Genomic DNA, 14701 nt, shown 5'->3' with positions numbered 1-14701 from the left:
CGTATGTCAGGCCGTCTCGAAGGAAAGGTTGTCATCGTTACCGGCGCGGGTTGCGTCGGCCCCGGTTGGGGCAATGGCCGCGCCGTTGCGGTGCGCTTTGCACAGGAAGGCGCAAAGATCTTTGCCGTCGACAAAAGCGCTGACGCGATGCGTGAAACGCTGGAGCGGCTGGACGCCGCGGGTGCAGAGTTTGACTCGCACCTGTGCGACGTGACCGACACCGCCGCGGTCAAGGCCATGGTCGATGCCTGCGTGGCGCGCTTCGGGCGCGTGGATGTGCTGGTCAACAACGTCGGCGGCTCGGCCAGGGGTGGCCCGGTGCAGCTTAGCGAAGAAGACTGGGACCGCCAGCTCAACTTCAACCTGAAGAGTGTCTTCCTGACCTGCAAGCACGTGCTGCCGCACATGGAGCGGCAGGGCGGCGGCGCCATCGTCAATACCGCGTCGACTTCGGGCATGCGCTGGACCGGTTCGGCCCAGGTCGGCTACGCCTCGGCCAAGGCGGCAATCATTCAACTCTCGCGCGTGGTCGCGGTCGAGTACGCCAGGAAGAACATTCGCGTCAACACGGTGATCCCCGGCCAGATGCATACGCCCATGGTGGAGGCGCGCCTTGCCGGGCAACGTGCGGGCGGTGATGTCGACTCACTGCTGGCCCAGCGCCAGGCACGTATTCCGCTCGGGTTCATGGGCGATGGCCGCGATACCGCCAATGCGGCGCTGTTCCTGGCATCCGACGAGGCGCGCTTCGTCACCGGCACGGAGATCGTGGTCGACGGTGGCATGAGCGTACGCTGCGACTGATCAGCATCCGGTGCCGGACGACCGTTCGCCGCTGGGATGGCTGCAAGCTGCGGCTGGCAATGACTCATTGCTGCGTGCCGTGTTGTCGGTTACCCCGTCCCGTCGCCACGGTTAACCCTCTTTTCGGATCCTCTGGGCTGAACCATGACCATGCACACTTTCCTTGCGCCGGCCGAGCCGGTGCGCTATCCGGATGCGCGCGTCCAGGCACTGAGCCCGCGCTTCGAGAAATACCACCTGCCCCTTGCCGCGATCGACCGCATTGCCACCGGCTGCCGCTGGAGCGAAGGCCCGGTCTGGTTCGGTGATGGCCGCTACCTGCTGTGGAGCGACGTCCCGAACGACCGGATCCTGCGCTGGGATGAGGAGACCGGTAACACCAGCATGTTCCGTAGCCCGTCAAACCATGCCAATGGCAATACCCGCGACCGCCAGGGAAGGCTGGTGACCTGTGAACATGTCGGCCGGCGTGTCACGCGCACCGAGTATGACGGCAGCATCACCGTGCTGGCGGACCGCTATGACGGCAAGCCGCTGAATTCGCCCAATGACGTGGTGGTGAAATCGGACGACTCGATCTGGTTCACCGATCCGCCGTTCGGTATCGCCGGCTACTACCAGGGCGAGAAGGCAACTTCGGAACTGCCGGAGCGCATTTACCGCATCGATCCGGCCAGCGGCCGCCTTGACATCGTCGCCGATGACGTCAGCGGGCCCAATGGCCTGGCATTCTCGCCTGACGAGGAATTGCTGTATGTGATCGAGTCGCGCACCCGGCCTCGCCGCATCCGCGCTTTTCAGGTCAGTGAAGGCGGCGAGGCGCTGGGCAACAGCCGAGTACTGGTTGACGCCGGGCCCGGCACCCCGGATGGCTTCCGTGTCGATATTGATGGCAACCTGTGGTGCGGCTGGGGCATGGGCACGCCCGAACTCGACGGCGTGCGCATCTTTGCCCCGGACGGCGAACCCATCGGCCATATCAGCCTGCCAGAGCGCTGTGCCAACCTGTGTTTCGGGGGGCGCCATCGCAATCGGCTGTTCATGGCGTCCTGTACGTCGATCTATACGCTTTATGTCAATACGCAAGGCGCGGCCGGCGGCTGACGGCAAGCACCCATTGAAGCGCCTCAGGCCTGAGTAATGTGCTCGCCGGACCCAGGTCCGTCGTCGGTTTGCAGTCCTGATTTCCCGGGGGCTGGCGGTCTGGGACTGGTTTGGGGATACGGTTGGCCCTGCAGAGTTTGTGGGCTCTGCAGGGCCTCCTTTTTTGCCGCGCGGGATGGCGCCCTATGAATTCCATACAGTGGAATTGTGGGGGTGTGGAATCGCCCGCCTGGGCCTAAGCTGTCTCCAACAAAGAAACGCGCCCGGTGCACGCAGTGTGATGCCGCGGCGTTCCGACTCGTTCCAGGAGACAAAGCATGCATCCGTTCTGCACCGGATTGTTCCGCCGGCTTGCCAAGGCAGCCATTCCGTTCCTCATGGCCGCGACAGCGCCTTTGCCGGCGCTCGCAGCCTTTCCCGACAAGCCGATCCGCATGGTGGTGCCGTTCGCCCCCGGCGGCGGCACGGACCTGGTGGCGCGTGCCATGGGCATTACCATGGGCGAGGACCTTGGCCAGCCCGTCATCGTCGATAACAAGCCGGGCGGCAGCACCATTATCGGCACCGATGCGGTGGCCAAGAGCGCACCAGACGGCTACACGCTGGTGATGGCGACGCTGGCCCACGCGGTCAACCCGAGCCTGCACAAGAAACTGCCGTTCGATACGGAGAAGGCGTTCGCGCCGGTCATGCTGGTGGGCCGCTCGCCCAACGTGCTGGTGGTGAAGCCGGACAGCCCCATCAAGACCGTGCAGGACCTGATCGCGGCCGCCAAGGCCAAGCCGGGCAAGCTCAACTACGCCTCGCAGGGCGCGGGCACTTCGGCGCACCTGGCCGGCGAGCTGTTCAAGAACATGGCCAGGGTCGACTTGAACCACATTCCTTATCGCGGCGCCGGCCCGGCGATCACGGACCTGCTCGGCGGGCAGGTCGATGTGATGTTCGCCACGGCAGCCGCAGTCGCGCCGCACCTGGAGAGCGGCAAGCTTCGGGCGGTGGCGGTCACGACCGCACAGCGCTCGCAGGCGCCGGCGCTGAGCAAGGTGCCAACGATCGCGGAAAGCGGCGTGCCCAATTATGTGGCGGATAGCTGGTATGGCCTGTTCGTACCGGCCGGCACGCCGCCGGCGGTGATCACGCGGCTGAACGCCGCGGCGAAGAAGGCCGTGCACACCGACGCGTTCCGCAAGCGCGCCGAACAGGAGGGGCTTGCCATCAGTGGCGGCACACCAGATGAGTTCGGCCGCTACGTCAAGGCCGAGAGCCAGCGCTGGAGCAAGGTCATCAAGGACGCCAATATCACGGCCGACTGAGCGCGGCACTCGTAAAAAAACAGATCGCACACATAGCACCGGACAGGACCATGGACAACTATTCCCTGATTGAACTGAAGATCGAATCGGGCATCGCGCTGCTCACCTTTAACCGCCCCGACAAGCGCAATGCCATGAGCGACGACATGCGCTCGGAATTCATCGACGCGCTGGAGCGCGTGGCGGCGGACAAGGCCATTCGTGCCCTGGTGCTCACCGGGAACGGCAAGGGCTTCTGCGCCGGCGGCGACGTGGCCGGCATGCAGCGCCGCATGGAGGCGCCCATCGGCGAGGTGGGCTTCAATGGCTGGAGCCGCCAGCAGCGGGTCCACTACACCGTGAAGCTGCTCCACACCATGCCCAAGCCCACCATCGCCGCGGTCAACGGTGCCGCGGCCGGGCTGGGTGCCGATACCGCGCTGTGCTGCGATTTCGTGCTGGCGTCCGAAGCGGCGTCGTTCTCCTGGTCCTATATCAACCGGGGCCTGATCCCGGACGGTGGCGGCATGTATTTCCTGCCGCGCCGCGTAGGGCTGCCGGCAGCGAAGGAACTGGTCTTCACGGGCCGCAAGGTCGAGGCGCAGGAGGCCGCGGCCCTCGGCATCGCGGACCGCCTGAGCAAGCCCGAAGCGCTGATCGACGATGCGCTGAGCTGGGCGGCGCAACTGAGCCAGGGCTCGGCTACCGCGATCGCGCTGGGCAAGAGCATCATGAACCAGTCCTTCGAACTGCCCGCCGACCAGGTCTTCGCCCAGGGCAGCCAGGCGCAGGGCATCTGCTACACCAGCACCGAGCATCGCGACTCCGTGCTGGCTTTCCTGAACAAGACCGCCAGCAAGGCCTGACCACATGAATGCCATCCAAAGACTTGTCACGCCGCGCAGCGTTGCCGTGATTGGCGCATCCGCCGACCCCGCAAAGACTGCAGGCCGCCCGGTTTCCTACCTGCGCAAGCATGGGTTCAGCGGGGCGATCTACCCGGTCAACCCCAAGGTCGAGTCGATCGACGGGCTGCCTTGCTATCCGGACATTGCCTCGCTGCCCGAAGTGCCGGACGTCGGCATCGTGCTGCTGGGCGCCGAGCGTGCGCACCTGGCCGTGCGCGACCTGGCGGCGCGCGGCGCCGGCGCGGCCATCGTGCTGGCGAGCGGCTATACCGAGACCGGCGCCGAGGGCGCGCGGCGCCAGGCTGAGCTGATCGAGGCGGCCGGCAGCATGCGCCTGCTGGGGCCCAATACCATCGGCCTGGTCAACCTGACCGACAACATCCCGCTGTCGGCCAGCGGCGCGCTGGAGATGGACCAGTTCCCGGCCGGCAGCATTGGCGTGGTGTCGCAAAGCGGCGGCATCCTCGGTGCCTTGCTGTCGCGCGCCGCGGCACGCGGCATCGGCCTGTCCAAGCTGGTTTCGACCAGCAATGAAGTCGACCTGGATCTGGCCGACTTTATCGATTACCTGGCCGATGACGAGGCCACCCGCGTGATCGCGCTGTATGTCGAGAGCGTGCGCAACCCGGAGACGTTCCGCCGCGCGGCGCTGAAGGCGGCGCGCGCCGGCAAGCCGGTGGTGGCGTTCAAGATCGGCCGCTCCGAGAGTGGTGCGCGCGCCGCGGTGTCACATACCGGCGCGTTGGCCGGTACGGATCGCATGTATGACGCGCTCTTTGAGCAGGTCGGCGTGATTCGCGCGCAGACCTTCTCGGACCTGCTCGACATGCCCGCCGCCCTGGCTACCGGGCGCAAACTGACTGGCAATCGCGTTGCGATCCTGACCTCGACCGGCGGCGCCGGCACGCTGGTCTCCGACAGCCTGGGCGTGGCCGGCTTCGAGACCCCGGCCCCTGACGAAGCGACCGCGGCGAAGCTGCGCGCGCTGCAGAAGGGCGACCACGCGGCGCTCGACCGCAACCCGATCGACGTAACCCTGGCCGGGCTGCAGCCCGACCTGCTCCGCGCAGCGATCCGCATCCTGCTCGACAGCCCGAGCTACGACGCGGTCGCAGTCATCGTGGGCTCGTCCAGCCTGGCCATGCCAGACCTGATGGCCAATGCCATTCGCGACTGCCTGCCCCATAGCGACAAACCGGTGATTGCGTACGTGAGCCCGCATGCGCCGGAAGTCGCATCGCTGCTCAATCGCCGTGGCGTGCCGGCGTTTTCCGCGCCGGAGGCTTGCACGGTGGCGATCGACGCGATGCTGCGTGCCGGCAAGCTCGGCGCGGTCGACGAAGCGGGCACTCCCACGCTGCCGTTGCCCGATCTCACCTCCTATGGCACCGGCTCGCTCGACGAAGCCGCGGCCAAGACCTTGTTCGCCGGTTTCGGCGTACCGGTTGCGAAGGAGGTTGTGGTTGACGATGGCGCCGAGGCGATGGCGGCGGCGCAAGCCTTCAGCGGCAATGTCGTGCTGAAGATCCTGTCGGCCGAGATCACCCACAAGAGCGATGTCGGCGGCGTGGCCGTCAATGTCCCGCCTGCGGAGGTGGGAAGCCGGCTGGCAAGAATGGCAAGCGACGTGCAGTCGGCCACGGGTATCGCGCCCCAACGCTTCCTGGTGCAGGAAATGGTCAAGGCCGGCGTCGAAGTGATCCTCGGTATGCACCGCGACGCGCTGGGCACCGCGATCCTGCTCGGCATGGGCGGCGTGACCGCGGAGCTGTTCGGCGATACCACGCTGCGGCTGCTGCCTGGCGAGCGCGGATTGAGCCGCGACGCCGCGCTGGCGATGATCGGGCGCCTGAAGACGGCCCCGCTGCTGCAGGGCTTCCGGGGCCGGCCGAAGGCGGATGTGGAAGCCCTGGCCGACGCGATCGTCGCCTTCTCGCGCATGGTCGCCACGCTTGGCGACCGGCTGGTCGAGGCGGAGATGAATCCCGTGTTCGTGCTGCCCGAAGGGCAGGGTGTGATGGCCGCCGATGGCGTGGCGGTGCTGGCCGGCAACGACAAGCCCTGACGAGACCCTGGCATGTGCAACGTGCGCGACGGTGTGTTGGTGACTTCGGTCGATGGGTGCGAGATCATCTGGCGAAGCTTTGGCGACGGCCCGGCGAGCGTGCTGTTGCATGGCGGCCATGGCAGCTGGCAGCACTGGACGCGCAATATCGGGCCGTTGTCCCGGAACCGCCGGCTGCTGGTGCCAGACATGCCGGGCTTTGGCGATTCCGGTGCGGCGCCGCGCGCCGATCTGCCTGGAGTCGTCGAGATCCTGGCCCGCTCGCTGGCCCAGCTATCACCTGGCCGTGTCGACCTGGTGGGCTTTTCCTTCGGCGCGCTGGTGGCGGCGCACCTTGCGACCCATGCGGGCCTTGGCGATATCGATGTCGGTCGCCTGGCGTTGCTCGGGCCGGCCGGCCATGGCGGTCCGCGCCGCATGACGCGGGCGCTGGTCGACTGGCGCCGCTGCCACGATCCGCACGCGCTTGCCGCGGCGATGCGCGACAATCTGGCGGCATTCATGATCGCCGATCCGGCCGCCATCGACAGCGAAACCGTGGCCATCCACACGCGTGCCTGTCGCGCGACCCGCTTCCATAGCAAATCGATCTCGCGCGCAGGCGGATTGCAGCAGGCGCTGGCGCGCTTTCCCGGCCCGGTATTGATGATCTGGGGCGAAGCGGACGTGACCATGTCGCCCGAATCGATTGCCGGGATCGCCCGCGGCTCGCGGCATGCATCAGCCGACGCGCCCGAAGTCAGTGTCAGCGTGGTGCCGGGCGCCGGCCATTGGGTCCAGTATGAGGCCCACCAACAAGTCAACCGGCTGCTGCAGGCATGGCTGCAGCAGCTCCCCGACACGCCGGCGCAGGCCGGCTGAGGAGAACCTATCTTGAACGCAACCGAGGCCTTTGGGCCTTTCTTCAGCACCATCAAGGCAGGACCGCTGCCAGCCGAGGTGATGCATCATGCGAAGCGCGCGCTGGTCGACTGGCATGCGGCGCTGTTCCCGGGCATCGGCACCGATGCGGTCCAGCGCCTGCAGCGCGTGCTGGAAGAGGAGCTTGGCCGCGGCAACGCCACCCTGCCAATGGGGCAACGCGCCACGGCGCGCGCCGCGGCGCTGCTCAATGGCGCTGCCGCCCACGCTGCCGAGATCGACGACAGTTTCCGTGATGCCATGTATCACCCCGGCGCCGCCACCATTGCCGCCGCCATTGCTGCGGCACAGGACGCGGGCGCCAGCGGCGAGACGCTGCTCAAGGGCATCGTCGTCGGCTATGAGGTTTCAACGCGCATCGGCGTCGTGCTGGGCCGGGCGCACTATCGCTTCTGGCACAGCACCGCGACTGTCGGCACGTTTGGCGCGGCGGCCGCCGCGGCGTTTATCCATGGGGCGAGCGAGGAGCAGCTTGCCCACGCGCTGGCGACCGCGGCGACCTTCGCCGCCGGACTGCAGCAGGCGTTCCGCATGGACTCGATGTCCAAGCCGCTGCACGCAGGCCGCGCAGCGGAGGGCGGATTGCTGGCCGCCCGCGCCGCCATTGCCGGCATCACCGGTTCGCTCGATGTGCTCGACGGTGAGACCGGCATGGGGCGAGCGATGTCGGACGGCCCTGACTGGAACGGGCTGGCATCGACGCTTGGGAAAGACTTCCATATTTGCCGGCTGACCTTCAAGAACCACATTGGCTGCGGCCATACCTTTGCGGCAATCGACGGCGCGCTGGCGCTGAAAGCGAAGCTGGGCATCGACACCGCCCAGATCCGTCGCATTCGCGTCGCCACGTATCGCCCGGCGCTGGATATCGCCTGCTATCTCGACCCCAGGAGCGAGAACGAAGCCAAGTTCAGCCTCAAGTTCATCGTCGCCGCCGCCCTGGTGCATGGCAGCGTGCGCTTGTCGGCCTACACGCCGGAACGGTTGTGGGACAGCGAGACGCGCCGGCTGATGGACTGCATGACTGTCGAGGTCGACCCTGAAATCGACGGCTGGTTTCCTGGCAAGCGCGCGGCAAGGATTGAGATCGAAACCCTGGACGGGGCCACGGCAGACTACTTGCAGCCAAATCGCAAGGGCGATCCGGAGGACCCGCTGTCCGACGCTGACCTCGGCGGCAAGCTGATCGAACTGGCAGCGCCGGTGATAGGCGCCGATGGCGCGCGCCGGCTGGCGCAGAAGATCTGGCACTTCGAGACGGAGCCGGTGGTCAGCCTGTTTGGCTGAGCAGCGGCGCTCCGGCGCCAACGCGGTCACCAGCATGACGAACACAAGCGGTGTAGGACAAGGAGATCGGCATCGAGTAGCATTGCCTGCGGCGGGTGCAACCTCAGCAAATGCATGCACCGGACGCCGCTTTCCAGAACGGTCACTGGTGCGCAGTGATCCCCTGTCATGCCAAACAGCACCGTCAACATCGAACGGATCAAACCAGGCCAAGGCAAGGCGACGCCCAACCGCTCGCTCGAACGTGGCATTGCCGTACTGCGCGCCTTCCGCGCCGGCGCGTCCATGCTCGGCAACAGCGAGATTGCCGAGCGCACCGGCTTGTCCCGCTCGACCGTCAGCCGCCTGACGCAGTCGCTGATTGAGACCGGCATGCTCGAGTATGTCCCGCAGTGCCGGGCCTACCGGCTGGGTGTGCCGGTCCTCAGCATGGCGCATGCCATGCGCGACGGCTCGCAGGTTCTCAGGGTCGCGGCGCCGATGATGGCCGAGGTTGCCATGCGGCACAAGATCAATGTCGGACTGGCGGTGGCGGAGGGAGATGAGATGATTTACCTGGAGTCGTTCCGCTACAACCGGCGCCAGTCACTGCGCACGGTGGTGAGCGGGCAGCGCATCCCGATGGCACTGACCTCTCTCGGCCGCGCGCACCTCGCAACGCTGGCACCTGAGGCGTTCAACGCGATGATGAGGGCCATGGCCGACAAGAACCGCGGCCGCGGCTGGGGGGAGCTGCGACGCGAAATCGATGCTGCGGTGTCTTCCGTGCATGAGAAAGGCTACTGCGTCGCGTCATGGCAGCCTCAGGTTGTGGCCATGGCAACACCATTGCGATTTGACGAATATGCCGTCCATGTATTGAACGTCAGCGTATCCACGCACCAGGATGCCGGTGCTGTCGAGGCGGCGCTGGCTAAGCCACTGATGGAACTTGCAGCGGCGATACAGGAGCGGATGCCGCGCGTGGAGTAGGGGCGCTGCGGTATCGAGATCCGCGCCGGCTTTCGCCCCATGTCAAAGGACGGGCTCCCGTTATTGGCCCCAAGATTGTTGTGCGGTCTTTGGGGTTGAGCCGCACGCATCAGGCGCAGCCCCGCGTAACCGCCAGGCATGGTCATCCGCCGTAACCCAGGCGGGGACAAGATGGGGTCGCAAGGTGCCGCTCGAACCAGCCTATCGTGAGTGCCGCGATGTCTTCCAGGGCCCTGCGGTCTTCAAATCCGCGGCCGCTGGTCGGGATGAGCCTCAGTTGCCGCGGACAATGCATCTGCTCGAATGCAAGATTGTTGATCTGGATGTCTTTCGGATTGCCGCTGGCACATATCAGCAAGGCAGGGATTTCAAGCTGCCGCAGGGTTGCGCTGCCCGCGAGATCCAGCCGCCCCGCAACACAGGCCACGGCGCTGAGTTGCGTCGCGCCGCACGCGGCTGAGCGCAAGGCTGCCGCCGCTGCGGTGCCGGTACTTAGCAGGCCCACAGGCAAGCTTGCGCAAGGGGTCCCAGTACGCAGGAAGCTCAAGGTCTGGTCCAGTCTTGCCACCAGCTCATCGACCTCCGATTCCGGTGCGTCGTCGACGCGGCTGTCAGGCTGCAGGTCTACGAGCATGGTGGCGAATCCTTTCGCGCGCAGCTTGCGTGCCAGGTAATTGCTGCGGGCTGCACGGCGTTGCGCGCCACCGGCATACACCATCACCGCGACGCCGACCGGGTTCGGGGCCGTTTCGAGCATGGCCCGCAGCCGAGTGGTCTGATACGGAATCAGCATCGCCTTGCTCAACGACGGCACGCCCGCCACCGCACCTGGCCGGGCACGGGTCCGGGGCTGCGTTGGCGGTATCCCTGTCAACTGTCGCACGCGGTCGTCGCTGACCAGCTGGAACTCATGATAGAAGTGCGCGAGGTTTTCGATGCGGTCCGGAGTATCCAGGCAGATGACTTCGTCGGCCAGGGCGCGGACCCGGTCCAGCCCGGCTGGGGTGGCGATCGGGAGTGCGCATATGAGCCGGGCAGGTTGCCGCTTGCGCAGGCTGGCGAGGGCCGCATACATCGTTGCGCCGCTCACCAGGCCGTCATCCACGACGATCACCACGCGACCGCCCGGATCCGCCAGCTTGCGGACCGGCGTATACACGGCGCGCTGCCTGCGAAGCTGGTCGAACTGGGCATCACGCTGGCTGTCGGCGCCGCCATTTGCGTCCATTGCGTCCGTGCACCATGTCGCGCCAGAGTCGTCCAGTGCTACGCCAGGAACGATCCTGCGCGCCATCACCAGGTCGAAGTCAGCGCCCAGTGCGTCGGCCACAACACGCCCGACCGGCACGCCGCCGCGCGGAATCGCCAGCACCAGGGCATCGGTTCCCCGATACGCGCGCAACGCCCAGGCGAGCTCCGAGCCCGCATGCTCACGCGCCTGAAAACGTGTCTGGTAACGGCTCATCGATCTATCTGCCAGGGATCTATTGACGGACTTTCAGGACGGCGGCGCCGGTAAGCCGGCCCTCGCGCAGGTCGGCCAGTGCTTCGTTGGCCTGCTCCAGCGGATACGCGGTGGTGTGCGTATGCAGCGGCGTCCGGGCGGCGATATCCATCAGCGCGATGCCGTCGGCACGCGTGAGGTTGGCTACGGAACACAGGCGCCTTTCTTCCCAAAGCAGCTGGTAAGGCATGCTTGGGATATCGCTCATATGAATTCCGCCACAGACCACGATGCCACCCTTGTCCACGGCGCGCAGCGCCTTGGGCACCAGCGCGCCCACCGGGGCGAAAATCAGCGCGGCGTCCAGCGGCACGGGCGACTCGAGCTCGCTCGAGCCGGCCCAGCACGCACCGGATTGGTAGGCGAGTTGCTGGGCGCCTGCGTCGCCCGTGCGGGTGAAGGCGTAGACTTCGCGGCCTTGCGCCACCGCGATCTGCGTCACCAGGTGGGCGGCGGCGCCGAAGCCGTAGATGCCGACGCGCTGCGCATGGCTGGCTGCGCCCGCCATGCGCAGCGTCCGGTAGCCGATCAGGCCCGCGCAGAGTAGTGGCGCGGCGTGTTCGTCATCGTAGCCGGGCGGAATCCGGAAGCAATAGCCGCTGTCGGCAACAACGTACTCCGCATAGCCGCCATCGCGGGTATAGCCAGTGAACAGCGGTGCGTCGCAAAGATTCTCGTGATGACGCAGGCAGTAGCGACAATGGCCACAGCTATGTCCGAGCCAGGGCACACCGACGCGGTCCCCCGGCTTGAAGACGGTGACACCGGCGCCGCACGAATCCACCTGTCCGACGATTTCATGTCCCGGGATGAGCACCGGCTTGGGATGGCGCAGGTCGCCGTCGGCGATATGCAGGTCGGTCCGGCACACCCCGCAAGCTCCCACGGCAATGCGAAGTTCGCCGGGCCCCGGTTCGGCAACCGGCAAGTGGTGGAGGCGCAGCGGCAGGCCTGCGCCCTCGAAGACCATTGCACGCATGGTTTGGTGGGGCATGGCGCGCCTAACCTTCGACTTCGCTGCGGACCAGGAGCACGGGCTTGCTGGTCTTGGCAAGCACGCCTTCCGACACGCTGCCCATCAGCAGGCGCCGGACGCCGCGGCGGCCGTGGGTGCCAAGCACGATCAGGTCGGCATTCCACGCATCGGCTTCGGTGACAATGGTCAACGAGATCCGGCCCGGCGCCACCGGCTTTTCATCCAGTTTCACCGAATTGCGCACGCCTGCTTCGCTGAGCCTGGCTGAGGCGGCATCCAGTGCCTTGCGGCCGTGCGCGGTGATGTTGTCGACCAGTTCTTTTGGATTGAAGTAACTGGCCTCGAAGAACACATCGCTGTCGTCTACCACGAACAGCGCCTTGACCTCGGCCCCGGTTGCCTTGGCGATGATGATGGCCTGGCTCAGTGCCAGGTCGGAAGAACGGCTGCCATCGACGGCGAGCAGGATGCGCTGGTACATGATGGATCTCCTGAAGGGCAAGGGTGTGCTCGATGTTGCGATTCGCTGCATTCAGCGTAGGCGCCGGCCTCGATATGCGCTTGAGATAGGTCAACCCGAAGGGGCAGGCGCCGCGAGAAACTGACCGCAGACAGAAGTGATGGCCGCATGGCTTGACGGTTTTACATACCTTGTTCGCAGTAGCCTCCACCGCACATCAGGACGAACTTGAGCCATGTCGCCGCATGGCTGGCCCGTTGATCCGGGTCAAGCGCCGGTCGGCCTTGCTGCCTAGACTGGTCTGTAGTTGAGGGGGAGGGCGATCATGGCTTACGACAGCATCCTGGTGCATCTGGACAGCAGTCCGCAGGCACGGCAGCGGCTCGAAGTGGCGGGGCGACTTGCGGCGGCCAGCCAGTGCCGGCTGATCGGCATGTACGCAGGTTTCATTCCCGATCCTGCCTGGTTCTACCTCATGGACGGCGCGCAGCAATATGTCGCGGACGATCTGGCCCGGCGCAAGCAGGTCAGGGAAGACGTCCGCGCGCAGTTTCTGGCTGCAACCCAGGCCATGCCGGTGCGCGCGGAGTGGCGCGCCGCGGAGCAGGGGGCGGTGGCATCAGTGCTGCGCGAGGCCCGCGAGGCCGGCCTGGTCGTTGCCGGCCAGTACGACCCCGGCAATACGGAAGGTCCGGTGGCCCGGCAACTGCTGGAATCGCTGCTGCTGGAGACCGGCCGACCGACGCTCGTGGTGCCGTGCGCGGGCACGTTTCCATCGCTGGGTACGCGCGTGATCGTGGCGTGGAATGGCAGCCGCGAGGCGGCGCGGGCGCTTCACGACGCCGTGCCGCTGATGGCCGGCGCGCAGGCGCGCATTTTTTGCGCACAGACCGCGGCCAAGGAGGCCAGAGCCGACGCCACCCCGGTCGGCCACGCCGCACGCGTGCTGGAGCGCCACGGCGTCGCCGTGGAAATCGAACACGGTCCCGGTGGGGCTGACCTGACCATCGGCGAACTCATCCTTTCGCGCGCGGCGGATTTCGATGCCGACCTGATCGTGATGGGTGCCTACGGACACGGTCGCATGCGGGAACTGGTGCTCGGCGGTGTCACGCGTACGCTGCTTGACTCGATGACGGCACCGGTGCTGTTTTCACGATGATGCAAGGTCAAACCAAAGAGTGGAATCACGTCATGGACTTCAGAACCTTCCTTGTCGACCTGAGCGAAGATGCTGCACGGTCCGCGCGCATTGAAACGGCAGCACGGCTTGCCGAAAAGTCCGGCGGCAGCGTGGTCGGACTGACGGCAACAGGAACGCACCTGGAGCCGTTTCGCGGGGCGGGCGAAGAAGCCGGGCAATACGGCGTGCTTGCCGCGAACCATTTGCACAAGCTGGCTGCGGCTCACAGGAACGCACTCGAAACGCTGACCGGGCAAGTGTCGCCGGCCATTCCCACCCGGCACATCGTTGTCGAAGCCGAGTCTGGCTGGGCGCTTGCCGACGAGGGCCGCTTCGCCGATCTCATCCTGCCCTCAGCGCCCTCGGCACAGGCCGATGTGCCGGCTTTGCTGGCCGGGGTCGCGGAGTACGCAATGCTCAATGCAGGCCGGCCCATCCTGCTGGTGCCGGGCGGGTCCGGCCCGCGACTTGGCGGCCATGTCGCCATCGCATGGAACGGCGGCCGGGAGGCCGCGCGCGCGGTCGCGGACGCACTGCCGTGGCTTGTGCATGCCAGCGCCGTTACCGTCCTGGTGGTCAGCGCTGGCAAGTACAGCGCTGCTGGTGAGAAAGAGGCCTATCGTGACAGCGCCGATCGGCTGACAGCATGGCTGCTCAGCCATGGCATCCGCGCCAGTCTGCTGGTCGGAGAGGGCGATCCCGACCACGTTCTGCCACAGCTTGCGGCCAAGGTTCAGGCCGGCCTGCTGGTCGCCGGCGGCTATGGCCGCTCCCGGTTGAGGGAGCTGGTGCTGGGCGGCACCACCCGCGCCCTGCTGCGGCAGTCAGGCTTGCCTGTCTTCATGTCGCACTGAGGCGAACCCTCCCGGTACCTCAAGCCACGCGCCGCCCAGGCATCAGCCCGCCATATTCCTTCCCCAAAAACTCCGCCGTGTGCTCCAGCAGATAGGCGCGGCAGCTCTCGCTGGCCGGTGACAAACGCTTGCTGGACATATGCGCGACATGCCAGATGCGCTCGATCGGCGTGCCGGTCACGTCCAGCAGCGCGATCTCGCCGGTGTGCAGTTCCAGCGACAGCGTGTGCAGCGACAACAGGCTGATGCCCATGCCGGCCATCACCGCCTGCTTGATCGGATGCCCGCCGCCAAAGCGTGACCGTCTCTGACCGACCCATCTCTGCCTTCCGATGATCGGATGGGCAGATGGCGGCTTCCAGGCTACAGCG

At 66.5% G+C, this 14701-nt stretch carries 13 protein-coding genes and 1 pseudogene; 10 read left to right on the top strand and 4 right to left on the bottom strand.

Features of this window, described 5'->3' with window-relative positions:
* The first annotated feature begins 3 nt into the window (after positions 1–3).
* The 8 genes from I6H87_RS26050 (at position 4) to I6H87_RS26015 (ending at position 9353) form a co-directional block, all read left to right on the top strand.
* Positions 4–804, top strand: a complete 801-nt coding sequence (locus tag I6H87_RS26050) for an SDR family NAD(P)-dependent oxidoreductase (protein ID WP_010809274.1) — start codon at positions 4–6, stop codon at positions 802–804.
* 144 nt (positions 805–948) lie between these two features.
* Positions 949–1908: an SMP-30/gluconolactonase/LRE family protein gene (locus I6H87_RS26045; protein ID WP_010809275.1), complete on the top strand. Its 960-nt coding sequence runs from the start codon at positions 949–951 to the stop codon at positions 1906–1908.
* A 317-nt stretch (positions 1909–2225) separates the two neighbouring features.
* The gene (locus I6H87_RS26040; RefSeq protein ID WP_011617244.1) at positions 2226–3221 is read left to right on the top strand and encodes a tripartite tricarboxylate transporter substrate binding protein; all 996 of its coding nucleotides are present in this window, start codon (positions 2226–2228) and stop codon (positions 3219–3221) included.
* Between the two features lie 50 nt (positions 3222–3271).
* Positions 3272–4066 (top strand): enoyl-CoA hydratase/isomerase family protein, encoded by a 795-nt coding sequence (locus tag I6H87_RS26035; protein ID WP_011617243.1) that lies wholly within the window; start codon positions 3272–3274, stop codon positions 4064–4066.
* Between the two features lie 4 nt (positions 4067–4070).
* The gene (locus I6H87_RS26030; RefSeq protein WP_011617242.1) at positions 4071–6173 is read left to right on the top strand and encodes an acetate--CoA ligase family protein; all 2103 of its coding nucleotides are present in this window, start codon (positions 4071–4073) and stop codon (positions 6171–6173) included.
* A gap of 12 nt (positions 6174–6185) precedes the next feature.
* Positions 6186–7034, top strand: coding sequence for an alpha/beta fold hydrolase (locus I6H87_RS26025; RefSeq protein ID WP_011617241.1), 849 nt, complete (start codon positions 6186–6188; stop codon positions 7032–7034).
* Between the two features lie 12 nt (positions 7035–7046).
* Positions 7047–8381 (top strand): MmgE/PrpD family protein, encoded by a 1335-nt coding sequence (locus tag I6H87_RS26020; RefSeq protein WP_011617240.1) that lies wholly within the window; start codon positions 7047–7049, stop codon positions 8379–8381.
* A 168-nt stretch (positions 8382–8549) separates the two neighbouring features.
* Entirely contained in the window at positions 8550–9353 is an 804-nt protein-coding gene (locus I6H87_RS26015) for an IclR family transcriptional regulator (RefSeq protein WP_010809281.1), read from the top strand.
* A gap of 142 nt (positions 9354–9495) precedes the next feature.
* Here I6H87_RS26015 and I6H87_RS26010 read toward each other — a convergent pair whose 3' ends face one another.
* Genes I6H87_RS26010 through I6H87_RS26000 form a run of 3 tightly spaced genes read right to left on the bottom strand, consistent with a single transcriptional unit; the run spans position 9496 to position 12314 of the window.
* A complete protein-coding gene (locus I6H87_RS26010; RefSeq protein ID WP_011617239.1) occupies positions 9496–10818 on the bottom strand; it encodes a phosphoribosyltransferase in 1323 nt (440 codons plus the stop codon).
* A 19-nt stretch (positions 10819–10837) separates the two neighbouring features.
* The gene (locus I6H87_RS26005) at positions 10838–11851 is read right to left on the bottom strand and encodes a zinc-dependent alcohol dehydrogenase family protein (RefSeq protein ID WP_011617238.1); all 1014 of its coding nucleotides are present in this window, start codon (positions 11849–11851) and stop codon (positions 10838–10840) included.
* 7 nt (positions 11852–11858) lie between these two features.
* Positions 11859–12314, bottom strand: coding sequence for a universal stress protein (locus tag I6H87_RS26000; protein ID WP_010809284.1), 456 nt, complete (start codon positions 12312–12314; stop codon positions 11859–11861).
* 304 nt (positions 12315–12618) lie between these two features.
* Here I6H87_RS26000 and I6H87_RS25995 point away from each other — a divergent pair, with 304 nt between their 5' ends.
* Together I6H87_RS25995 and I6H87_RS25990 are read left to right on the top strand one after the other, a co-directional pair.
* Positions 12619–13455, top strand: coding sequence for a universal stress protein (locus tag I6H87_RS25995; RefSeq protein ID WP_010809285.1), 837 nt, complete (start codon positions 12619–12621; stop codon positions 13453–13455).
* Between the two features lie 32 nt (positions 13456–13487).
* Positions 13488–14330 carry a universal stress protein gene (locus tag I6H87_RS25990; protein ID WP_011617237.1) on the top strand — a complete coding sequence of 281 codons (843 nt, stop codon included), beginning with the start codon at positions 13488–13490 and terminating at the stop codon, positions 14328–14330.
* Positions 14331–14349: 19 nt separating this feature from the next.
* Here I6H87_RS25990 and I6H87_RS25985 read toward each other — a convergent pair.
* Positions 14350–14622, bottom strand: a pseudogene (locus I6H87_RS25985) (LysR substrate-binding domain-containing protein); the annotation flags it as partial.
* Between the last annotated feature and the right edge of the window lie 79 nt (positions 14623–14701).

Source organism: Cupriavidus necator (assembly GCF_016127575.1).
Taxonomy (GTDB): Bacteria; Pseudomonadota; Gammaproteobacteria; order Burkholderiales; family Burkholderiaceae; genus Cupriavidus; species Cupriavidus necator_D.
The sequence above is the reverse complement of the archived record's forward strand: the minus strand, read 5'-3'. Positions and strand labels throughout refer to the sequence as shown.